The sequence below is a fragment of the Amycolatopsis sp. CA-230715 genome (assembly GCF_018736145.1).
Taxonomy (GTDB): Bacteria; Actinomycetota; Actinomycetes; order Mycobacteriales; family Pseudonocardiaceae; genus Amycolatopsis.
Genome location: NZ_CP059997.1, coordinates 7,710,299 through 7,731,198, shown reverse-complemented (window position 1 = coordinate 7,731,198; position 20,900 = coordinate 7,710,299). Strand labels below are relative to the sequence as shown.

The window sequence follows — 20,900 nt, the reverse complement described above, 5'->3', positions numbered from 1 at the left end:
CCACCGCGAAACGATCACCGCATGAGATTCCGAACGGTAATCACCGCGGCTGTCACCCTCGGTGCCTGCCTCGTCGCGACGAGCGCGACCGCGGCACCGCAGGCCCCGGCCCGACTCGCACTGCCGCGTCCCACCGGACCGGCGAAGGTCGGCACGAGCACGTTCCACTTCGTCGACGAATCCAGGGCCGACCCGTGGGTTCCTTCGCAGCGGCGGGAACTGATGGTCACGCTGTGGTACCCGGCGCGGACCGAAGGCGCGCGCCCGACCCAGTACCTGACCACGGCGGAGTCCGCGCTGATGATGCGCAAGCTCGGACGTCCCGACCTCCCCGAAGACATGCTGGCGAAGGTCGGCACGAACTCCACCGCGGACGCCGAACCGCTCCACCGCCCGCTGCCGCTGGTGGTGCTCTCACCGGGTTTCGAACTGCCGAGGGCGACGCTTTCCTCGCTGGCGGAGGAACTGGCCAGCCGCGGTTACGCGGTCGCGGGTATCGGGCACAACTACGAAGCGACCGCCATCACCTTCCCCGATGGGCACACCACGGAGTGCGTCGTCTGCCCGGTCCCGGACGACGCCAAACTGGTGCGCTCCAGGGCGGCCGACGTGTCGTTCGTGCTCGACGAACTCACCGAACGGCCCCGTGCCCGCGGTCCCTGGATCGACGCGGACCGGATCGCCATGATCGGCCATTCGATCGGCGGCGCGAGCACCGCGCCCGCCATGCTGGCCGACCGCAGGATCACCGCGGGCGCCATGCTCGACGGCGCGTACTACCTCCCGGTCACCGACCTGGATCGCCCGTTCCTCCAGTTCGGTGAACCCTCGCACGCGCCGGGCGGGCACGACCGGTCCTGGGACGCCGCGTGGCCGGGAATGACGGACTGGAAGCGCTGGCTCACCGTCCACTCGGGGAACCACAACATGTTCACCGATCAGCTGCTGCTGGTCCAGCAGGCCGGGATGGATCCAGGAGTCGAACTCGACCCGCTCCGCGGTATCCGGCTCACCGAGGCTTACCTCGTCGCGTTCCTTGACCGGCACCTGCGAGGCATCCCGCAACGACTGCTGGACGGCCCGTCGCCGAGGTTCCCCGAGGTGCGCTTCTGGTGCCCGTGAGTCCTCAGGCGATCGGGCCGAGGATGGGTTCCGACTCCACGATCCCGGCGTCGCTGGGTCCCGTGCCGCTGTCGAAGACGCGGGCGTGCTGCTTCGCCCGCCATTCGAGATGTGCTTCGGCGGGTTTCGCGTAGCCGTAGCGCCGACGGCCTTCCTCCGGTGTGACCGTTTCCGGTGTCGCAGGCGGAACGCACAGCAGCACGGGGGCCACCACCGGCACGGTCGCGGGCGACAATCGCCGCAGCATCAGCAGTTCGAGCCGCCGGTTCAGGTGCGCGAGCCGGAACGTGAGCTTCAGCAGCGGCGTCACCATGACGTCGGTGAACCGCGACTGGCGCAACCCGGACATCGTCCGCATCCAGCGCGGCATGGTGGCGATGGTGGCCGCGCGCAGGATCCTGGTGACGACGAGCGTGATCGGCCGGAGCACCGCGGGCATCGGCGGGAGCATCACCTCTGCGTGCAGCAGGTGGTCCATTGTGGACCGCGCGACCTCGGAGCCGACGAGCTGCGGGCGCATCTGTTCGAAGTAGGCTTGGATGCCGACGCGGTCGCGCGGCACGTCTTCCGGCGCGCAGGTCTGCAGTTCGGCGGCGACGGCGCATTCCTGCCAGTACCGCTCCTCCTCGGCGGGGGTGAGCTTGCCCGGCCCGTACTTCTCGTAGGCGTACAGGATCGAATGCCATGCGGTGAGGTGGATCCAGAGCTGGGACTTCGGGTCGTTGGCGTCGTACGGCTCGCCGCTGAGCGGTTCGGTCCCGATCGCCTTCGAGTGGATCTTCACCAGCACGTCGGCCGCCTTCAACGTCGAACGCGAACCGCCGAAGGCCACCATCGCGAAGTACCGCAGCGTCCGGTCGTACCGGGTGCGCGGGCGGGTGCGGATCGCCTGCGTCTCGTCGACCGAGGCGACCAGTGCCGGGTCGAGCTCCTCCACCACCACGGCGCGCTGGAAGCCGACGGTGAGCGAGGTCGGATAGCTCCACACCTTCCAGGTGACCGATTCCGGGCCGAAGAAGCCGTAGTCCTCGTGCGGCTCGACAGTGCGCTTGCGGGTCATCGTCGCCTCCGTTCTTGGTGTCATGCCTGGGGAATGGTGAAGATCGCGGGCAGCCTGCTGGCGAACACCAGGTCACCGCGCACGGAAAGCTTGCGCCACAGGAAGGCCTTCACCGGGTTGAGGTTCCCGGTGACGAGCTTGAAGAACAGCACGGCATCGGTCCGGATCGTCACGCTCGGCTTGCCGGGAAGATCGCCCACGGTCGCCTTCCCGCCGGCGATCCTGGTGCGGTATTCGTCGTACCGCCCGGTGCCACCGGTGATCTGCCACGCGACCATCCCGTCCACACCGGCGGCTCGACGGGTGTTGAGATACGCGGGCATGCGGCGGAAGATCTCGTCGAGCAGGATTTGGCGCACCGGCCCGCGCAAGCGCTCCTTCAGCTCGCGGTCCGAGGTGCTCGCGACGAGCCGGATGACCTTGCCGACGTCGACCGCGCGCGGGTCGCCGACTTCGACGACGCCCTTCGCCGACGGAATCCTCAACAACCGCACCAAATCCAACGCCACCTCCGCATCACCCTCGATCCGCAACACCCCCGACAACACCATCGTCGCCGGATCCCCATTACCCGTCGCCAACACCAAAAAATCCGCCATACCCAACCGCAACGTCACCGAAGGCACGCCCTCCACGTCACGCCCCGCCGACGCGCGACCGTTCTCGATCCGCAGCAGGAACCGATGCCCGGCTCCGCGCTCGTCGAGCAGGTGCCAGCCGATCACCCGGTCGACCTCGGCCGCCGCGACCGGGTCGACGTACTCGGGCAGCCGTCGGATCACCTCGTCCACCACGATCCGGCCGACCGGCCCGCGCAGCCGCTCGGCGAGCTTGCGCGGCTCGATCTCCCCGATCAGCGCCGCGATGCCGGTGACGTCGACCGCGCGCGGATCATCGACCTCGACGACACCTTTCGCCGACGGAATCCTCAACAACCGCACCAAATCCAACGCCACCCCCGCATCACCCTCGATCCGCAACACCCCCGACAACACCATCGTCGCCGGATCCCCATTACCCGTCGCCAACACCAAAAAATCCGCCATACCCAACCGCAACGTCACCGAGGGATCGCCATCGAGTTCCCTGCCGACCGATACCGCGCCGTCGTCGAACCGCAGCACGAACCGGTCGACCACGCCGTCCTCACCGAAGAGGTGCCAGCCGATCACCTGGCTCACCCCCGCCGCCGCGACCGGGTCCACGTACTCGGGCAGCCGCCGGATCACCTCGTCCACCAGGACCTTGCCGATCCCGCCGCGCAACCGCGCCCGCAGCTCGTCGCGGTCCGCACCGGCGACCGCGGCGGCGATCTCGACGGCGTCCACGTTCGCGGCCTCGGCCGACGGATCCTCGGTCAGCCGGAGGAAGAACTCGTCCAGCTTCGACAGGTGCCCGGCCATGACCGCCTCCTCGCGTTCCTACTAACAAGTAGGAATTTCCTACGTCGTGGTAGATTAGTCAAGTGGGTACCTCGGGAGTGGCACGGGTCACAGCGGACGAAGACGGGGCGCGCAAGCGCCGCGCGGCTCATCTCGGGCCGGAGCGCAGGCGTCCCCTCCTCCTCGACGCGGCGTTGGGCGTCTTCCTGGAGCACGGGTACCGCGGCACCTCCATGCAGGCGGTCGCGACGGCGGCGGGCGTGACGAAACCCGTTGTGTACGAATGCTTTCCCAACAAGGACGCGCTCCTGCTGGCACTGCTCGACCGGGAGGAACGGCGCCTGCTGGACGCGGTGGTGGCCGCGATGCCACGGACCCTCTCGACGTCGGACGCGCTCGGCGATCTGGTCGCCGCCGGGCTGGCGGCCTTCCTCACCGCGGCGACCGAAGCGGACGACGCGTGGCGGATCGTGTTCTCCGCGCAGCACGATCCGAGGACGGTGATCGGCGCCAGGGTCAAAGCGGCGCGCGCGATGCTCGTGGACCGCCTCCGCGACATCATCCACCCGCAGCTGCGAGTGATGCCGCACGCCGACGCCGACCGCGAAGCCCCGGTGCTCGCCGAGCTGGTCGCGAGCCTCGCCGAGACGAGCGCGCGGATGCTCGTCGTCGACCGGATCCCGTGGTCGGTCGACGAGCTTTCCCGCTATGTCGCCACCTTGCTCGTGCGGGACTGATACGACAACAGGAGTGCCAGGCGTCCGCGGTACGCGCCCGCGCGTACCGGCGATGCCGCCGCAGACGGGACGCCGTGCGCGCGAGTCGGCGCCATGCTTCGGGCATGCCAACCACTTCGCTCTCGACACCCGTCACCGTGACCGTCGCCGGTCAGCTCGTCGGCGCCGCCGGACTGGTCGTCCAGTGGATCTCCGCGCCGAACCTGTTCGCGTCCTTCGGTTTCCCGCCAGGACTCTTCTACGTGCTCGGCGCCGCCGCGATCGTGCTGCTGAACCGGCGGTCCAACTGGGCACCGTAGGCGGCGATCGCGTTGTCCCTGTGGATCACCGTCGGCGGTCTCGCCGGGGGAAACCTGCAGGAAAACCTGTCCAGTCCGAACACCGGCCTCGTCGTGGGGAACATCGTGATGATGACCGGGCTGGCGATCTCCGCGGTCGCCGGAGCGATCGCCATCCCGCACAACCACCGGACTCGCCCGGAAACGCGCATCGCCCCGCTGGGTGCCCAGAACCCGAACCGGATCGCCACCACGATCGTCTTCGCGGGCCTTCTCCTCGACGCCGTCGGCGACGCCGCGCCGGAAGGGTTCGACTGGGACGGCCCCGGCCCGATCCTGTTCCTGGTGCTCGCGATCCTGGTGGCCATGATCCCGGGCAACGCCATGATCGAGCTCAGCCTAGTCCCGCTCCGTGCGCGCCCCGAAGGTGGCCTTCGGGGCGCTAGATGCCCAAGTCACCTTCGGGGCATGCTCCCGCGGCTCGCGATCTCGGTGAGCGTGCGGCGGCAGACCTTGCCGGTCGCGCCGAGGGGCAGTTCCGGCAGTACCACCAGTGCTTCCGGGAGCTTGCGGCGGTCGACACCGCGATCCTGTGCGAGGAACCGCGTGAGCGCGGGCAGTGTCAGCGGTGCTCCCGCGCGCGGGGCGACGCAGGCGCACAGCCGTTCGCCCAAATCTTCGTCGGGCACGCCGACGCAGGCGACTTCGGCGATCCCCGGGTGTTCGCCGAGGTGGTCCTCGATCTCGGCGGGGCTGATGTTGAACCCACCCCTGACCACGATCTGCTTCAGCCTGCCGAGCACGCGGAGTCGGCCGTGGTCGTCGAACGCGCCGCGGTCACCGGTGCGCACCCAGCCACCGGGGAGGCGGTACCGCGCGTCGAGGCCCGGATCGTCCACATAGCACGGGTCCACATAGCACAGTGGCGTCATCGGTCCTCGTGCGAGGATCTCGCCGTCGTCGCCGATCCGGATCGACGTCACCGCGGGGTCCGGTTTTCCGGTCCACGGGCCGAGTCCCGTCCGCGCGGTGTGGCAGTTGACGCCATCCGACGAGCCGTAGACCGCGATCACCTCGCACGGGAACGCGTCAGCGCAGGCGCGTGCCACGGCATCGGGAAGCGCGGCGCCACTGGACACCACGGCTTCGAGCGCGGGAAGGGGCGCCGCCGGGACGGCGGCCATCCTGCCCAGCATGGTGGGCACCCCGAACACGTGCGTCGCGCGCCACTCGGAGGCCGCGCGCACGGCCGTTCCGGCGTCGAAAGTACCGGGCAGCAACAGGGTTCCGCCCAGCGCGGCGACGGTGACCGGTACCCCGCACGAGCCGAACGAAGACCCGAGCGGTACCAGCACGAGGTTGCGCATCGGCCTGCCCGAGCGCCGCAACGCGCGCACGTAGGTGGCGCGGCCGCCGGCGAACGCGTTGTGCGAGTAGGCAACGAGCTTCGGCCGCGCCTCGGAGCCGGAGGACACCAGTACGCGCGCGGGTGCTTCCGCGTCGATCCGGGTGGTGGTGCGCGCGCCGCCGGTGCGCGCGAGGCGCCGCACCCCGCCGTCGATCAGCACGCTCGCGCGAGCGCGGTGCGGTGCGTCGGTGTGGCCGGGCGGGCACGGCAGGGCGACCGCCCCCACCGCGTACACGGCCAGTTCCGCGATCACCGCGGTCCGGTCGTCGGGCAGCGCGATACCGACGACGTCGTGGTCGCCGACACCGGCCGAAGCCAGTTCTCCCGCGCGGCGCCGGACTTCGGCAGCGAGCCCGGCGTAGTCGAGCGAACCGTCCACGTCCACCACGGCCTCCCGGTCGGGATGGTCCCGGACGTGCTGGGAGAAGCACGTGTAGAGATCGTGCCCCGGGCACAGCCCCCGGCGGACCCAGCCCGCGCGCAGTGCGGCAGGCACCCGGTCGGCCAGCGCGATCCCGGCCGCGGAGGTCCACGCGCTCACGAAAAGGTCCAAGGACTGCGCGGAAAAGCGTATCCGTCCCAGCCGAGGGCGCGGGCGAACCGGGGGTCGGCGCCGAGCTGCCGCAAATCCGTGCACACCGCGGTGGCGGCGAACCCGGCGTCACCGAACCTCGCCACCCAGTCCTCGCTCGTGCGATCGGTGAAGCTCGCCGTGCCGAGCACCGCCGCCGCCTTCTCGCGATCGTCCGGGCTGAGGGAGAGGTAGCCGTCCTGGGTCTCGTGTGGACGGTCCCAATCCGTCCACATCGGACGGCTCGCTGGCCGGAGCACGAGTGCCGAGGAGAGCAGAGACGACTCCACCCGCGAACCGGTTCCCGTGCGCAGGCTCGCGAGCAGCGCCGTCAGCACCCCCTCGGCGCACACCAGTCCCCCGAGCACGTCGGTGACGGTCATCAGCGACGGCGCGGGCGGTTCGTTCGCGGGCCGGATCGCGGCGGCGAGCCCGGTGTGGGCCTGCACCAGGAAATCGGTGCCCAGCGGCGGATTCGGCCCGAGCTGGCCGCCCCAGCCCGACGCGGCCGCCGCCACCAGGCCCGGCCGCACCGCGATCAGGTCCTCCGCGGCGAGCCCGAGCGCCGCCGCGCGCCCCGGCCGCCAGTTGTGCAGGAACACGTCGGCGTCGGCGACGAGTTCGAGCACGGCCGCGCGCCCGGCAGGGGACTTGAGATCGAGCTCGACCGCGCGCTTCCCGTCGTTGAGCGCGCGGAACCGGGCCGAGCACGCGCCGGCGAGCGGCGGCACGCCGCGCATCGGGTCGCCGCCGGGAGGCTCGACGCGGAGCACGTCGGCACCGAGCAAGCGCAGTACGTGGCCGGCGAGCGGGCCTTGGACCCTGCTGGTCGACTCGACGACCACGACGCCGGACAGCGGCAGCCCTTCGCGGTGGTACGACGCGACCGGGCCCCGGCGCCCGCACGGCTGGATTTCCCAGCGCGGCACCGCGACCGGCGGGACGGGCGAGTCCCGCACGGGCAGCACGCTCAGCCCGGACGCCTGCCCGACGTTGGCGAGTTCGGCGAAGGCGCACCGCCGCGCCGCGCGGGCGAGTTCGGCGGGCAGCGGGCAGGTGGCGGTCGCGAACCGGAACTGGAAGGGCCGCCATGCCTGCCGCACGGCGACCGGATCCGCGTCGAGCCGCGCCCAGAACCGTTGCCAGTCCTCGGCGTCCAGCGTCTCGACCTCGAACCGGATACCGTCGGCCGAAACGAACGGCGGCCCGCCGGTGTGGTGCGGCTCGGCCCCTTCGTCCGCGCACGTCGCCGCCGCGAGGTACTGGCCGACGGCGAGCAGCGCGCCCTGCGCGGCCGAGGTGTGCGCGGCGCGCACCTCCTGCCCGCGCTCGCGGCCGATCGCCACGGCCAGCCTGCCGTGGCTCGCGAGCAGCCCGGCGACCGTGGTCGTGTAGTCGATGCCGAGCGGCAGCGGGCGGCCCGACTTCCGGCCGTGGACGTGCATGAGCCCGCACGCGGCCTGCACTGCCGTCTCGTCGGCGAGCGGCAGGTCGACGGGCCCCGCCCAGTCGAGGGTGTCCAGCGCACCGGGTGCCATCGTCATCGCGCACGCCTCCCCTGCACCGAGTAGAAAACGCTGGAGCAGACCAGGAAATCGGGATCCGCCAGCAGCGCGCGAACGCGGCGGAGCCCGTCGTCCGTCATCCCCGCGGCGAGCAGTTCGTCGCGAAGGCGGTACGTGTGGTGCGCCAGCAGCCGCGTCCCCGCCGAGCCCGGTCGCCACGCGTCGATCCGCGGCCGCACGTCGACCTCGACGAACCCCGCGCGCCGCATGGCCGCGCCCACCCTGCTCCCCCACGCGACGTCCACACCCGCCTTCGCCATCACCGCGTCCTTCGCCGCGAGGAACTCGCGGAACAGCCTCTCGGCCGCGGAGTCCGGCGCGGCGAGGCAAGGCTGGTAGGTGGTGTCGAACTCGTCCACCTGGAGCCAGCCGCCCGGGGTCAGCGTCGCCAGCAGTTTGTCGAGCACGGCCTCGCGTGCGGGGAGGTGCCGCAACACCAGTCGCGTGTGGACGAGGTCGAAAGCCTTGCCCGGCAACGGATCCGCGACCACGTCGTGCCGCACGGCGGTCAGCCCGCGCGCCTCGGGAACGTGCTGCGGCACCAGATCGGTGGCCACCACGTCCCCACCGGGTGCGACCCGGTCGGCGAGCCAGCAGGCCACGCTGCCGCCACCCGCGCCGATTTCGAGGCAGTGCCAGCCGTCGGCGACACCGGTGGACGCCAGCCTGGCCGTGGTCACCGGGTCGTAGGCGGCGGCGAGGCAGTCCTCCTGATCGCGCCGGAGCCCGCCCTCACCCGCGAACACGTAGCTCGTCATGTCCAGCGCCCGGTACCCGTCGGCGCCGACTGCCCGGTCAGCGCCCGCAGCAGTGCCAGCCGCCGGACCTTGCCCGTCCCGGTGCGCGGCACGTCCTTCCACCGCACTTGGACCGGTTCGCGCAGCGGTGGCAGGTCGCGCGTCGCGGTGTCCCACTGCTCGCCCGGCACCGCGTCGTCGGTGACGAGCACTGGCAGGGGCGGGCCGTCCGCGGTGCCGAGCACCACGCATTCGAGCACCTCCGGCAGGCGATCCTCCAGCAGGTCCTCGGTTTCCAGGCAGCTCAGCTCGGGCACGCTGTCCACTTCGCGGTCCAGCAGCACGACGCTACCGTCACGACCGCGCCGCGCGAGATCGCCGGTGTTCCACCAGTTCCCGTCCTGCTTGGCAGCCCAGCGCCGCTCCTCGCCGAGGTAGCCGAGGCAGCGCGCGGGCGTGCGCACCAGCACGAGGCCCACCGCGCCCCTGGCCACGGGGCGGAAGGTTTCCGGGTCCACCACCTTCAGCCGGGTGCGTACCGGCACCGGCCTGCCGAGGTTGCGGGTGGTCGGGTGCCGGTCGCCGCGCGAGGAGACCGACCGGCGGGTGAAGAACCGGAACGTGATGGGCCCGGTCTCGGTCTGGCCCCAGCCCTGCATCCACAGTGGACGGCGCGCGGCCGAAGCGGTGAGGTAGGCGCGCACCGTCGGCGGGTGCACGGCGTCGTAGGTGCTGATGTAGAGCCGGACGTCGCGGAACGGATTGTCCAAACGCGACAGCAACGGGGCGAACCGCACGTAGCTGGACGGCAGCGCCTCCACCACGGTCGGTGGCGCCGACCGCAGCACCGGGTCCGCCGCGGCGGGATCGGAGCCGGTGAGCACGACGATCCGGCGCGGAGCGAGGCAGCACACGCTGGCCGTCCAGCAGAAGGTCCTGCCGTGCGCGTAGGAACTGGCGTTGACGAGCGTGTCGTCGCGGCGCACGCCCACCACGGGCAGCCGGTTCGATTCGAGCCCGGCCAGCGTGCCGATGATCGTGCCGGTGGAATGCACCACCAGCTTCGGCACCCCGGTGGTCCCGGAGGTGTGGTTGACCACCAGCGGTTCGTCGCGCACCGGCCGCTTCGGCGCCGGTGGCGTCGTCCCGCGCACGTCGGCGAGCACCAGCGCGCCCTGTTCCGGTGCGTCGAGGCTGAGCACCCGCCGCGCCAGCGAAGGCAACTCCACGCCCTCGTCGCGGCAGCGCCGCAGGATCTCGGCATCGGTCACCAGCAGCGCGGAATCGAGGCGCTTCAACAGTTCTCGGAGCGCTTCGGCCCCGAGGTGCCCGGACAGTTGCGCGGGCACGGCGCCGAGCCGGATCGCCGCGCAGGCGAGCAGGTCGTAGTCCCAGTGGTTGCGCTTCACGATCGCGACGCGGTCGCCTGGACCCGCCCCGGCGGCCGCCAGCCACCCGGACGCCTCGCGCACCAGCCTGGCGAGCGCGGGCATGTCGTGGCTGAGCCCCGCGTCCGGCGCGATGTCGAACGGACGGTCCACCTGCACCACCGTCGGCACGCCGCGATCGGCGCATTCCTCGAACAGCACGCCCATGTCGTACGGTTTCACGCCGCTCCCCTCACCGAGTCCAGCCTGCTCAACACGCGCGACACGGTCGTGGCAGCGGACCGCACGGCCCCTTCGCTGCTCGGCCGCAGCAGCACCCAGTCACCGGCGTAATCGACCGTCCCGATCGGACGCGCCGCGAAACCGGCGCGCAGCCGCAGCGCTTCCGGCGTCGCCTCGGGAAGGCCGTGCCGGAACCGGTGCACGAAATTCCGCACGGTCGCCCCCGCCAGACCGGGGGCGAACCGCTCCCCACTGTCCACAAGCGCCTGCACGACGTCGTCATCCGCCGCGTCGAACAGTTCGGGGACGACGCGCGGCGAGGCCAGCAGGCTGACCAGCCCGGCACCGGCCGGCGCCCGCTCCGGATGCTTCTCGTGGTCGATCACGAGACCGGACAGCACATCTTCCTCGGCGGACGGGGTCAGCAGCACGTAGGCGGGACGGCTCGTCTTGACCGCCAGCGGGCGATCGAGGAAGCAGCTGACCTTGAGCATCGGCCGGAACGCGCAGGCGGCGAGGAACTCCGCGTCCGCCTCGGGCGCGTTGACGTAGAGCCGCGCCGCCACCGGCGCCGGAACGCACAGCAGCACCGAGCGAGCGGTCACCGTCTCGTCGTCGAACACCACGCGCGCGAGGTCGGTGCCGCCGACCACCTCGCGCACCGCGCGGCCGGTGACCACGTCGAGGTTCCCGGCGAGGCGGCGGGCGAGGGTGTCCATGCCGTCGCGGTAGGTCACCCAGCACGACGCGGGGCCGATTTCCCGGAGCAGGCAGGCGAACGGCGCCATCGCGGAGCGGCCGGTGTCCCAGCCGAAGAAGCAGCCCGCGACCGCCTGGAACAGGTAGTCGTGCAGATCGGGGTGGAAACCGCGGGCGTAGTCCGCGACGGTCCGCGTCCCGATCGGCGTCCACTCGGGACGGTCCGCGTCGAAGCGGCGCGGATCCCTGATGGCGGCGAGAAACCGGACGAGATCGATCCTGGCGCGTTTGGACAGTCCGGCACCGGTGAGGACCGCACCCGGCTCCGACAGCCCGGGGTGGGCGACGCCTTCGCGCCACACCGCGACGCGCTTGCCGATCGGGGGCACCTCGTCCCGCCGGATGCCCGCCCGCCGGATCAGCTCCCACGTGGCGCGGTAACCCCGCGTGGACAACTGCTCGGCGCCTTCGTCCACTGTGTACCCGGCACGGCGGAAACTGGCCATCCGCCCGCCCACCCGGTCTGCCGCCTCGAAGACGCGCACGGATAGCCCAGCCTCGGCCAGCCCGGTCGCGGCGGCCAGCCCGCCGATCCCGGCACCGACCACCGCGACGTCGAGGTCCACCGTCATGCCGTGGCCGCCGCGATCAGGTTGGCCAGCACGAGCAGCACGACGCTCACCCGGTGCACGGTGAACCCGAGCTTGCGCGCGGTCATGATGTCACCGGCACCGGCGAACCCGATCCGGTACTGCGCGGCGCGCAGCGCGGTGGTGGGCAGCATGAGCAGGACGAACCACCACGGCGCGAGCCCGGTGAGCGAACCGAGCGCGCCGAACGCGAACTCGGCGACCGACAGCGCCCCGACGAACCGCGCGTTGCCCCGTGGTGACGCCAGCACCGCCATCGTCGGCCTGCCGACCGCGCGATCTCCCTCGACGTCGTTCGTATTGGAATAGACGCCGAACAGCAGCGGGCCCATGCCGAAGATCAAGCCCTGCACCAGTACGAACGAGGAGAACTCCCCCGCGATCAGTCCATAGGGGACGAGTACGAGGGCGAGCCCAAGCGCGGCGAGGAAGAACTCCTGGAATCCGCGGTAGCTGAGCTTGACGCCGTAGGAGTACTGCGGCATCGCCACGAACGTCACCACCAGCAACGCGACCGTCCACACCGGACGGTGCGGTGCGGTGAACACCGCCAGCAGCCACAGCACTCCGCCCGCCGAAGCGGCCAGCCAGCCGAACCACTTCGCCTCCCCGACCGTGAGCGTCCCCGCGACCAGGGGTTTGCGGAGCAGGCGGCGGGTGGGCGTGTCCGGGACGTAGTTCGCCGCGTCGCTCCCGTCGTAGTAGCCGGTGACGTCGTCGAGCGCGACCATCGCCGCGGTCACCAGCACTTCGCCGGCGAGGAACAGCAGCAGGACGGGCACCGTCATGGCGTCGAGCGCCGGGAACAGCACCGCGGACAGCACCACGAGAATGCTCAGGTAGTAGTCGTAGACGTCCAGCTTCGCCAGGCGCGCGTAGCTGCGGAGCTTGCTCTCCTGCCGTGCTCCGGCTACGGCGCGGGGCCAGTGCTGGGCGCTGCTGGTCACGACGGGACTCCTTCCGGTTCGGCGAGCGGGTTCGGTGCGGTCGACCTCGCGAAGGCGCACACGGCATCGGCGATGCGTTCGACCTCGGCGTCGGTCAGGTGCGGGTAGATCGGCAGCGCGAGGATGCGGTCCGCCGCGTGCTCGGCCACCGGCCACCGCGCGCCCTGCCTCGCGTGCGCGGCGAACGCGGTCTGCCGCGGCAACGGTCTCGGGTAGTAGACGTGCGAACCGATCCCGCGCTCGGCGAGCCACGCCTTCAGCTCGTCACGGCGTTCGCACAGCAGGCAGTAGACGTAGTAGCAGCGGCCGTCGCGCCCGGTCGGCGGCGGCAGCACACCGGCGTCGGCCAGTGCAGCGAACCGGCCGGTGTAGTAGTCGGCGATCCGCGCGCGCCGCTCGAGCCGCGCGGGGAACAGGGCGTACCGGTACTGCTGGAAGGCGGCCTGGATCTCGTCGAACCGGCTGTTGTAGCCGATCCGGTGGTGCACGAAGCGGTGCACGCCGTCCTGACCGTGGTTGCGCAGCATCCGCACCGCGTCGCCGAGCTCGGGGTCCGCGGTCACCACCACCCCGCCCTCCCCCGGCATGCCGAACGACTTGACTTGCACGAACGAGAACACCCCCGCCTCGCCCCACGTCCCGGCGGGCCGCCCGCGCAGCACCGCGCCCTGCGCCACCGCGGAGTCCTCGAGCAGCCGCAGTCCGTGTTCCTCCGCGATCTCGGTGATGGCCGGCATGTCCGCCATCACCGAGAACAAGTGCGCGGGCAGCACGGCCTTGGTGCGGGGTCCGATCAGTTCCGCGATCCGCGCCGGGTCGACGACCATGGTGTGCGGGGTGATGTCCGCGAACACCGGCGTGGCGCCGACGCCCAGCACCGTCGCGGCCAGCGGGGCGCAGCCGAACGCGGGCACGATCACCTCGTCCCCCGCGCCGACTCCCATCGCGCGCAGCACCAGCGTGAGCGCGGAAGTCCCGCTGCCGCAGGCCACCACGTCGGCGGCGTCGAGCGACTCGCGCAGCATCCGTTCGAACGCCGCCGTGTGCCGTCCCAGGATGAACCGCTGGTCCGCCCCGGTACCGATCTCCTCGATCAGGCGCAGCAGCACCGCCTTGTCCGCTTCGAACAGATCACGGGCGAAGAAGGGCAGCTCGCGGGCCGTCATCGCGCACGCCCGAGGTAGAAGGAGCGGATGACGTCGCAGACGTGGTCCACTCCAGCGAGCTCCAGATCGGGGTAGAGCGGCAGCGCGAGCGCGCGTGCGCACGCCGCTTCGGCATTCGGGAACTGGCCCGCGCGGTGGCCGAGATCGGCGAAACACGGCTGGAACGGCAGCGGAACCGGGTAGTAGGTTTCCGTTCCTATGCCGTTCTCGGCCAGCTCGGCCGCCAGCGCGTCGCGATTCTCCACCTCGATCAAGTACACGTAGAAAACGTCACGACAATCTGCCGACGGCGAAGTCACCAGCGGCAGCCGGATTATTCCAGGGATATCCCGCAGCCGTTCGGAATAAGCGCTCGCCAGTTCCGCCCTGCGGACGATGTCGGATTCGAGGCGGCCGAGTTTCGCGATCAGCACGGCGGCCTGGATGTCGTCCATCTTGCTGTTCACGCCCGGTTCATCGGTCTCGTTCGAGATACCGGGGAAATGATCCAGTGTGCGGCCGCCCCTGCCGTGGTGGCGCAGCGCGGCCACCCGTTCGGCGATCTCGGGCCGGTCGGTGAGCACCGCACCGGCGTCGCCGATCGCACCGAGCGTCTTGCTCGGGAAGAACGAGAGCACCCCGCCCGCGCCGTGCAGCCCCGCGTGCCTGCCGTCCTGCCGCGCCCCGATCGCCTCGGCGCTGTCCTCCACCACGACGAGGTCGTGCCGCCCGGCCAGGTCACCGAGCGCGCGCAGGTCCGCCTGATGGGAGAACAGGTGCACCGGCATCAGGAACCGCGTCGCCGCGCTGACCGCGTCCGCCGCCGACGCCGGATCCATCGCGTAGGTGACGGGATCGATGTCGGTGAAGCGCGGCAGCCCGCCCGCGAGCACGACCGACGACGCCGAAGCGACGAAGGAGAACGCGGGCACCAGCACCTCCTCGCCCGGCGCGAGACCGCACGCGCGCAGGAGCAGCACGAGCGCGTCCGTCCCGCTGTTCACCCCGACGACGTGGCGCGCGCCGGTGTACTCGGCGAGCAGGTGCTCGAACCGCGCGACCTGCGCGCCGTGGGAGAACTTCCCGTTCTCGAAGATCGCTTCCACGCCCGCGCTTATGGTCGGCCACAGCTCGGCGAAAGTACTCGACTGCGTGAAAAAAGGAACTTTCCTAACGACGTCGTTCGAAAACGTTTCATTTACGGTCGCTGGCGTTTCCGCAGGCAAGCAGAGCCCTCCCCTTCGCTTACGCCGGATATTCGAGGCAAAACTCAACGTAGCCGACACCCCGGACCCGCAGAAGACTCCGAACGGGGCTCGCGGGTATTTCACCCGTTGCGGTCAGAACGGCGAACGGCCTTAACGTTCTCCCGCTCCCAACCGATATCGCGGATGGCGAAAGCGCGTCGGACGACCACAACGGACCACCGGACCCGTCTTGTGATTGGAGCACTGTTGCGAACCTTCGTCATCGGACTCGGCCGCGCCGGGGCGGGTCTGCACATCCCGATCCTGACCAGAATCCGCGAGGGCGGCGGACCGATCCTCGTGTTCGACCCGGCGGTCGAGAGCGGCGATCTGCCGCCGGGCGTGGTCTCCGTGCCGTCGATCGAACGGGCGGCGCGGTCACTCGACCCGGCGGGCGCCGTGACCCATCTGTGCACCCCGCCCGGTTCGCGGTCCGCGCTGCTCGACGAACTCGCCACCGCGGGCTTCCGCCGCTTCGTGCTGGAGAAGCCGATCGCCACCAACGACCGGGAACTGCGGCGCATCGTGCGGCTGCGCGCCAGGAACGGGCTCCGGTTCGCGGTGGTCGCGCCGTGGCTCGCGGCCGCGCTCACCGGCAAGCTCGCGCGGATCGTCCGCGACGGCACGCTCGGCGCGCTGCGGGCGATCACCGTGCACCAGCACAAGCCCCGGTTCCACCGGTCGCTGACCACCTCGGGCCACCCGACCGCGTTCGACGTCGAAATCCCGCACGCGATCCCGGTCGTCCTGCGGCTCGCGGGCCCGGCCGAGCTGACGGCGGCGAAGTGGCGGACGCTGTCGTGCGAGGAAGGCACCATCCCGCGGCTCGGCGGTGCGTCGCTGACGCTCGAACACCACAGCGGAGTGCGCACCGAACTGGTTTCCGATCTCACCTCACCGATCCGGGAGCGCCGGATGCGGCTCGAATTCGCCGAGGGCACGGTGACCGCGGACTACCCGGTCGGCGAGGACGACGACCACGCGCAGCTGACCGTCACCACGGGCGGCCCGAGCGAGCACCGCGCCTTCCGCGACGACGCGCTCACCGCGTTCTTCGTCGGCACGTACCGGCGCTTCGGCAGACCTTCCACCGACACCGAGCACCTCGACTTCGCGCTGCACTGCGAAACGGTCCGGCTGCTGAGCGAGGCGAAGAGCCGGTGCGCGACCATTCCCGTCCAGTCCAGGGCGGAGCCGCAGTATGCACGCTGACGAACTCCCGCTCGCCGGTATCGGTGACGAAGCGGGCCAGTCGCTCGCCGATCAGCTCGAAACGCTGCGGCTGCTGGGCTGGCGGCATCTCGAACTGCGCACCGTCGACGGGCTGGCGCTCGCCGATCTCGACCGCGCGCGGGCCCGCGAGATCGCGGCCACCGTGCTCGACGCCGGAATCACCGTGGTGTGCCTCGATTCCAGGATCGGGAGCTGGTCGGATCCGATCGACGGGCCGTTCGCGATCGACCTCGCCGAGCTGGACACTCTCGCGGAATGGTGTGCGCGGCTGGGCACCCGGTACGTGCGCGTCATGTCCTATCCGGACGCCGGGCTCACCGAACCCGAATGGCGGCACCGGGTGTTCGACCGGATCGGGCGGCTCACCGAACGGGCCGAGCGCGCGGGAATCGTGCTGGTGCACGAAAACTGCTCCGGGTGGGCCGGTTCGAGCGCGGACCGGATGGTCCGTCTGCTGGACGCGATCGACAGCCCGTCACTGCGGCTGCTCTTCGACACGGGCAACGGCGTCGCGCACGGCTACGTCGCCTACGACCTGCTCGCCGAGGTGGTGGACCGCGTCGAGCACGTGCACGTCAAGGACGCGGTGTCCACTGTGGAGGGAGTGCGGTACACGCTGCCCGGTGACGGGCAGTCCGCCGTCGCCGACTGCGTGAGCCTGCTGCTGACCGCCGGGTACCGCGGCGCGCTGTCGATCGAACCCCATCTGGCGGTGGTCCCGCACACCGGATCCCGTGACGAGCGCTACGCGCGGGAACTGTTCGTCGCCGCGGGTGAGCGGTTGCGCCGCCTGGTCGACCGGGAACTGCTCGACCGGGTCACCTGGTGACCCCGGCGCTGGGGCGGGCGGACCGGGAACTCCTCCTCCGGCTGCTGCGGATCCCGACCGTCTCCCCGCTCGAAGGCGGGCGGGGAGACGGTTTGTGGCGCGCGCAGCGGGCGTACGCGGAGGCGGCGGCCCTGATCGGGTTTACCGTGCCGCACCACGCGTGCGCCACCGCGGAGGAAGTCGACCGGCCGGACGTGCCGCTGGCCGTCCGCGAAGCCGGGCAGTCCTTTTTGGACGAACAGCCGAGCATGGTGCTGCGCCTCGGCCCGGAGCTGGCGCGCGAGCGCACCGTGCTGTTCAACGTGCACCTCGACACCGTCGCGGGCGGGGAACCCGTCGGCTTCGACGGCACGCGGTTCACCGGTCGTGGCGCGATCGACGCCAAGGGCCCCGCGGTGGCGCTGCTCGCCGGGATCCGGGCCGCCGCACCCGCGCTCGGCGACGACGTCGGCGTGCTCGTCCAAGCCGTGTCCGGCGAGGAGGGTGGCGCGATGGGCACGATCGGCACCCGCCCGCTGCTCGACCGCGGCTTCTACGGCGCGCTGAACGTGTTCTGCGAGCCGACCGGCCTGCGGTACCTGACCAGCGCCACCGCGTCGATGACCGCACGGGTCCGGGTGCGGGGGCGAGGCGCGATCGACGACCGGCCCGCCGCAGGGCACAACGCGACGGTGCTGCTCGGCGCGCTCGCGCGGCACTTCGCACTGGCACTGGACGAGGTCACGGTGTGCGTCGCGGGGCTGCACACGGGCGATTTCCACAACCGGGTCTACGGCAGCGGGCAACTGCTGCTCAACCTCCCCTACTCGCGATCGTCGGAAGGGGCGCGGCTGGAACGGTTGGTGGAGCGGGAGTTCCACAGTGGACTCGCCGAGTTCGCCGCCCGCTTCGCCGGTAGCAGGCAGTTCGCGATGACCGCGGCCGACGCCGCTTCGATCACCGCGCTGGAGTGGACGAAGCGCGGCCTGCCGTGCCTGCACGGGGAGGTCCCGGCGGCGCTGGTCTCCGGGATCCCCGCCTGGCCCGCCGTCGAACCCGCGTTCACCTGCGATGCGATCTGGATGGACGGCAGGCAGGGCGCCGACACGATCGTGCTGGGTCCTGGCGAACTGGACAAGAACAACGCCCACGCCGAAGGCGAGTTCGCCGAGCTCGCCGAACTGGACGCTTTCGCGGCGACGGTTTCCCGGCTGCTCACCGGCTTCGCCGCCCGATCCCGAAAGGACTCCGCATGACCGCGACCACGACCGCGACCGCGGTGCGCGTGCCGTACGCAGCCCTGCTTTCCTTCGCCACCACCGTGTTCCGCACACGCGGTGTACCGCCCGCGCGCGCTTCGGCCGCGGCCGAAGCGCTGTGCTACGGCGATCTCGCCGGGCTCGGCTCGCACGGACTGTGCAACCTGTCCCGGCTATACCTTCCCCTGTTCGACGAACGCAGGGTCGATCCGGACGCCGAACCGCGCGCCGTGCGGGATCTCGGCGCGTGCGCGGTGGTCGACGCGCGTCGCGCGCTCGGGCTCTGGTCGGCCACCGAAGCAATGGAATCGGCCGTCGAGCGCGCGGCGCGGCACGGCATCGGGCTCGTGTCGGTCCGGAACGCGACCCATTTCGGCTGCGCGGGGCACCACGCGGCGCTCGCCGCCGCGCGGGGAATGATCGGCGTGGTCGCGAGCAACTGCGGAGGACAGCGCATCGCGCGGCCGCCGGGTGGCGCGGTCGCGCTGCTCGGCACCAACCCGCTGAGCGTGGCGGCGCCCGCGCTCGACGGCCACCCGTACGTGCTGGACATGAGCACCACCGTGGTACCGACCGGTCGTGTGCGCGCCGCCGCGCGGGCGGGCACCCCCGTCCCGCCCGGCTGGCTGACCGGTGACGACGGCGAACCCGTCACCGACCCGACCGCGTTCGACCGTGGCGACGCGCATCTCGGCTGGCTGGGCGGGACGCCCGCGACCGGTGTCTACAAAGGATTCGGGCTGGGCCTCGCGGTGGAACTGCTCGCGGCGGCGCTGCCCGGCGCCGGGCTCGGCCCCACGGCGGAGGCGCTCGGCGGCGACCTCGGCCGCGACGACGACATCGGGTTCCTCGTGCTCGCGATCAGCCCGGAAACCCTGCGGCCGGAGGAGAACTTCGCGGATCTCGCCCGTGACCTGTTCGGCACCGTACTGGCCTGCCCGCCGCTCGACGAACGGAACCCGGTGCGCTATCCCGGCTGGGCGGAAGCGGAACGCGCGGCGGCCAACCGGCGCGACGGCGTGCCGATCCCCGGCGCGCTCCACCGCGAACTCGTCGGATTGGGGCTGTGATGGCACTGCGCATCGGTATCGTCGGGCTCGGCGTCATCTCGAAGTACTACCTCGCCGCGCTCGATCGGCTGTCCGAAGTGGAGCTCGGCGCCGTCTGCGACGTTCGGCCCGACGCGCTGGCACCGCACGTCGCCACCGTCGCCTGCCACACCGACCACCGGCGGATGCTCGACAACGAGCCGCTCGACGCGATCGTCGTGACCACCCCCAACGACACCCACGCGAACCTCTGCCGCGACGCGCTGGAAGCCGGGCTCGCGGTGTGCGTCGAGAAACCGCTCACGCTGTCGCTCGCCGAAGCACGCGCGCTAGCCAGGCTCGCCGTCGCGCGACGGCGACCGCTCTACACCGCGTTCCACCGGCGGCACAACGAAAACGTGCTCGCACTCCGCGACAAGGTCGCGGGCGCCAAGGTCACCGCCGTCACGGTCCGCTACTTCGAGCGGATCGAGGACCACGTCGGCTCGGACACCTGGTACCTCGACGCCGCGCGGTGCGGCGGCGGCTGTGTCGCGGACAATGGCCCCAACGCCTTCGACCTCGTCCGGATGTTCCTCGGCGACGTCCACGTGACCGAGGCGAACGTCCGGCGAGACGGGTCCGGTGTGGACAGATACGCGAGCGTCCGCCTTCGGGCGGGGCGCCGGACCGGGCACGTGCTGCTCGACTGGTCCTACGCCGGTGAGCGCAAGGACATCGAGGTGCGGCTCGCCAGCGGCGCGGTGCTGCGGGCGGACCTGCTCGACGGGCATCCCGGGTTCAAGAACTCGCTGTGGCACGAGTACCGGGGCATCCTGACCGAGTTCGCCGAGACGGTCGCGGAGCGCAGGATCGACGCCGTCCGGCCGGGACTCGCCGCACTGGAACTCGTGCGCGCCACCTACCGGTCCGAACAGATCGCCAGCACCGCGGGAGGCAACTGACATGTCCGCCGCGGACGAGAACGGCGCCAAACGGATCGTGCGCGGCGCGCTCGTGAAGGTGCTGCGGCACCGGCGGACCGAGCGCGGGATGTCACTCGAACCGCATGCCAGCCGGTGCGTCCAAGCCGGTGAGGTGCACGAGCTGGTCACCACCGACCACACCGAAACCGAGGAGGGCAGCCGGATCGACCGCGTCGGCTTCCTCGGGTTCGCCGAGCTGAGCTGCGCCGGGGTGCTCGACCGCGGCGACGAGTTCTGGGTCGGCGGCAGGTTCGTCGGCACCGTGCTCGGGTTCGACGCCTGCCACTTCCCCAACCACTACAACATCCTGATCACCGCCGACACCCCGGTCAGCGGCGAGGATCTGGGGCTGGCACCGGAGCTGCCCATCGAGTTCCGCGCGGGCTGACCGCCGCGAGTGCCCCGGAGCCGGAAGGCCCCGGGGCGCT

General features: G+C 71.4%; 20 protein-coding genes. 9 read left to right on the top strand and 11 right to left on the bottom strand.

Annotation, left to right across the window (positions count from 1 at the left end; translation table 11 throughout):
- Positions 1-21: 21 nt before the first annotated feature.
- Entirely contained in the window at positions 22-1,122 is a 1,101-nt protein-coding gene (locus tag HUW46_RS36725; protein ID WP_215543310.1) for an alpha/beta hydrolase family protein, read from the top strand.
- Between the two features lie 4 nt (positions 1,123-1,126).
- Here HUW46_RS36725 and HUW46_RS36720 read toward each other — a convergent pair whose 3' ends face one another.
- Positions 1,127-2,182 carry an oxygenase MpaB family protein gene (locus HUW46_RS36720; RefSeq protein WP_215543309.1) on the bottom strand — a complete coding sequence of 352 codons (1,056 nt, stop codon included), beginning with the start codon at positions 2,180-2,182 and terminating at the stop codon, positions 1,127-1,129.
- 20 nt (positions 2,183-2,202) lie between these two features.
- A complete protein-coding gene (locus HUW46_RS36715) occupies positions 2,203-3,585 on the bottom strand; it encodes an SCP2 sterol-binding domain-containing protein (protein ID WP_215543308.1) in 1,383 nt (460 codons plus the stop codon).
- 62 nt (positions 3,586-3,647) lie between these two features.
- Here HUW46_RS36715 and HUW46_RS36710 point away from each other — a divergent pair, with 62 nt between their 5' ends.
- Together HUW46_RS36710 and HUW46_RS36705 are read left to right on the top strand one after the other, a co-directional pair.
- Positions 3,648-4,301 carry a TetR/AcrR family transcriptional regulator gene (locus HUW46_RS36710; protein WP_215543307.1) on the top strand — a complete coding sequence of 218 codons (654 nt, stop codon included), beginning with the start codon at positions 3,648-3,650 and terminating at the stop codon, positions 4,299-4,301.
- Between the two features lie 104 nt (positions 4,302-4,405).
- Positions 4,406-4,600 (top strand): hypothetical protein, encoded by a 195-nt coding sequence (locus tag HUW46_RS36705; protein WP_215543306.1) that lies wholly within the window; start codon positions 4,406-4,408, stop codon positions 4,598-4,600.
- Here the strand turns inward: HUW46_RS36705 and HUW46_RS36700 are convergent.
- The 9 genes from HUW46_RS36700 to HUW46_RS36660 form a co-directional block, all read right to left on the bottom strand.
- Entirely contained in the window at positions 4,540-4,965 is a 426-nt protein-coding gene (locus HUW46_RS36700) for a hypothetical protein (RefSeq protein WP_215543305.1), read from the bottom strand. The genes HUW46_RS36705 and HUW46_RS36700 overlap by 61 nt on opposite strands.
- A 69-nt stretch (positions 4,966-5,034) precedes the next feature.
- Positions 5,035-6,528, bottom strand: coding sequence for a class I adenylate-forming enzyme family protein (locus HUW46_RS36695; protein WP_215543304.1), 1,494 nt, complete (start codon positions 6,526-6,528; stop codon positions 5,035-5,037).
- The gene (locus tag HUW46_RS36690; protein ID WP_215543303.1) at positions 6,525-8,102 is read right to left on the bottom strand and encodes a CoA transferase; all 1,578 of its coding nucleotides are present in this window, start codon (positions 8,100-8,102) and stop codon (positions 6,525-6,527) included. The genes HUW46_RS36695 and HUW46_RS36690 overlap by 4 nt, the downstream gene beginning before the upstream one ends.
- The gene (locus tag HUW46_RS36685) at positions 8,099-8,881 is read right to left on the bottom strand and encodes a class I SAM-dependent methyltransferase (RefSeq protein ID WP_215543302.1); all 783 of its coding nucleotides are present in this window, start codon (positions 8,879-8,881) and stop codon (positions 8,099-8,101) included. The genes HUW46_RS36690 and HUW46_RS36685 overlap by 4 nt, the downstream gene beginning before the upstream one ends.
- Positions 8,878-10,455, bottom strand: coding sequence for an AMP-binding protein (locus tag HUW46_RS36680; protein ID WP_215550337.1), 1,578 nt, complete (start codon positions 10,453-10,455; stop codon positions 8,878-8,880). Before HUW46_RS36680 ends, HUW46_RS36685 begins: the two co-directional genes overlap by 4 nt.
- A gap of 11 nt (positions 10,456-10,466) precedes the next feature.
- Positions 10,467-11,801: an FAD-dependent oxidoreductase gene (locus HUW46_RS36675; protein ID WP_215543301.1), complete on the bottom strand. Its 1,335-nt coding sequence runs from the start codon at positions 11,799-11,801 to the stop codon at positions 10,467-10,469.
- Complete coding sequence (locus HUW46_RS36670) at positions 11,798-12,766, bottom strand: UbiA family prenyltransferase (RefSeq protein WP_215543300.1); 969 nt, start codon at positions 12,764-12,766, stop codon at positions 11,798-11,800. The genes HUW46_RS36675 and HUW46_RS36670 overlap by 4 nt, the downstream gene beginning before the upstream one ends.
- Positions 12,763-13,932, bottom strand: a complete 1,170-nt coding sequence (locus HUW46_RS36665; protein ID WP_215543299.1) for a DegT/DnrJ/EryC1/StrS family aminotransferase — start codon at positions 13,930-13,932, stop codon at positions 12,763-12,765. Before HUW46_RS36665 ends, HUW46_RS36670 begins: the two co-directional genes overlap by 4 nt.
- Positions 13,929-15,017 (bottom strand): DegT/DnrJ/EryC1/StrS family aminotransferase, encoded by a 1,089-nt coding sequence (locus HUW46_RS36660; RefSeq protein ID WP_331477176.1) that lies wholly within the window; start codon positions 15,015-15,017, stop codon positions 13,929-13,931. Before HUW46_RS36660 ends, HUW46_RS36665 begins: the two co-directional genes overlap by 4 nt.
- Before the next feature lie 348 nt (positions 15,018-15,365).
- Here HUW46_RS36660 and HUW46_RS36655 point away from each other — a divergent pair, with 348 nt between their 5' ends.
- From HUW46_RS36655 to HUW46_RS36630, 6 genes are read left to right on the top strand one after another with little or no spacing between them, the layout of a single operon-like run.
- Entirely contained in the window at positions 15,366-16,370 is a 1,005-nt protein-coding gene (locus HUW46_RS36655) for an oxidoreductase (protein WP_254125254.1), read from the top strand.
- Positions 16,360-17,220, top strand: a complete 861-nt coding sequence (locus HUW46_RS36650; protein WP_215543298.1) for a sugar phosphate isomerase/epimerase family protein — start codon at positions 16,360-16,362, stop codon at positions 17,218-17,220. The genes HUW46_RS36655 and HUW46_RS36650 overlap by 11 nt, the downstream gene beginning before the upstream one ends.
- The gene (locus HUW46_RS36645) at positions 17,214-18,455 is read left to right on the top strand and encodes a M20/M25/M40 family metallo-hydrolase (protein WP_442861005.1); all 1,242 of its coding nucleotides are present in this window, start codon (positions 17,214-17,216) and stop codon (positions 18,453-18,455) included. Before HUW46_RS36650 ends, HUW46_RS36645 begins: the two co-directional genes overlap by 7 nt.
- On the top strand, positions 18,452-19,528 hold the full coding sequence (locus HUW46_RS36640) for an Ldh family oxidoreductase (RefSeq protein ID WP_215543297.1): 1,077 nt from the start codon (positions 18,452-18,454) through the stop codon (positions 19,526-19,528). Before HUW46_RS36645 ends, HUW46_RS36640 begins: the two co-directional genes overlap by 4 nt.
- Entirely contained in the window at positions 19,528-20,451 is a 924-nt protein-coding gene (locus tag HUW46_RS36635; protein ID WP_215543296.1) for a Gfo/Idh/MocA family protein, read from the top strand. Before HUW46_RS36640 ends, HUW46_RS36635 begins: the two co-directional genes overlap by 1 nt.
- A gap of 1 nt (position 20,452) precedes the next feature.
- Positions 20,453-20,860: a DUF6917 domain-containing protein gene (locus tag HUW46_RS36630; RefSeq protein WP_215543295.1), complete on the top strand. Its 408-nt coding sequence runs from the start codon at positions 20,453-20,455 to the stop codon at positions 20,858-20,860.
- Positions 20,861-20,900 lie beyond the last annotated feature (40 nt).

Coding starts and splice junctions, on each gene's coding strand:
- HUW46_RS36680 (WP_215550337.1), bottom strand. CDS start 10,455: ATGGGCGTGCTGTTCGAGGAATGCGCCGATCGCGGCGTGCCGACGGTG.
- HUW46_RS36725 (WP_215543310.1), top strand. CDS start 22: ATGAGATTCCGAACGGTAATCACCGCGGCTGTCACCCTCGGTGCCTGC.
- HUW46_RS36640 (WP_215543297.1), top strand. CDS start 18,452: ATGACCGCGACCACGACCGCGACCGCGGTGCGCGTGCCGTACGCAGCC.
- HUW46_RS36650 (WP_215543298.1), top strand. CDS start 16,360: ATGCACGCTGACGAACTCCCGCTCGCCGGTATCGGTGACGAAGCGGGC.
- HUW46_RS36720 (WP_215543309.1), bottom strand. CDS start 2,182: ATGACCCGCAAGCGCACTGTCGAGCCGCACGAGGACTACGGCTTCTTC.
- HUW46_RS36635 (WP_215543296.1), top strand. CDS start 19,528: ATGGCACTGCGCATCGGTATCGTCGGGCTCGGCGTCATCTCGAAGTAC.
- HUW46_RS36675 (WP_215543301.1), bottom strand. CDS start 11,801: ATGACGGTGGACCTCGACGTCGCGGTGGTCGGTGCCGGGATCGGCGGG.
- HUW46_RS36715 (WP_215543308.1), bottom strand. CDS start 3,585: ATGGCCGGGCACCTGTCGAAGCTGGACGAGTTCTTCCTCCGGCTGACC.
- HUW46_RS36630 (WP_215543295.1), top strand. CDS start 20,453: ATGTCCGCCGCGGACGAGAACGGCGCCAAACGGATCGTGCGCGGCGCG.
- HUW46_RS36665 (WP_215543299.1), bottom strand. CDS start 13,932: ATGACGGCCCGCGAGCTGCCCTTCTTCGCCCGTGATCTGTTCGAAGCG.
- HUW46_RS36700 (WP_215543305.1), bottom strand. CDS start 4,965: ATGGCGTTGCCCGGGATCATGGCCACCAGGATCGCGAGCACCAGGAAC.
- HUW46_RS36705 (WP_215543306.1), top strand. CDS start 4,406: ATGCCAACCACTTCGCTCTCGACACCCGTCACCGTGACCGTCGCCGGT.
- HUW46_RS36685 (WP_215543302.1), bottom strand. CDS start 8,881: ATGACGAGCTACGTGTTCGCGGGTGAGGGCGGGCTCCGGCGCGATCAG.
- HUW46_RS36690 (WP_215543303.1), bottom strand. CDS start 8,102: ATGACGATGGCACCCGGTGCGCTGGACACCCTCGACTGGGCGGGGCCC.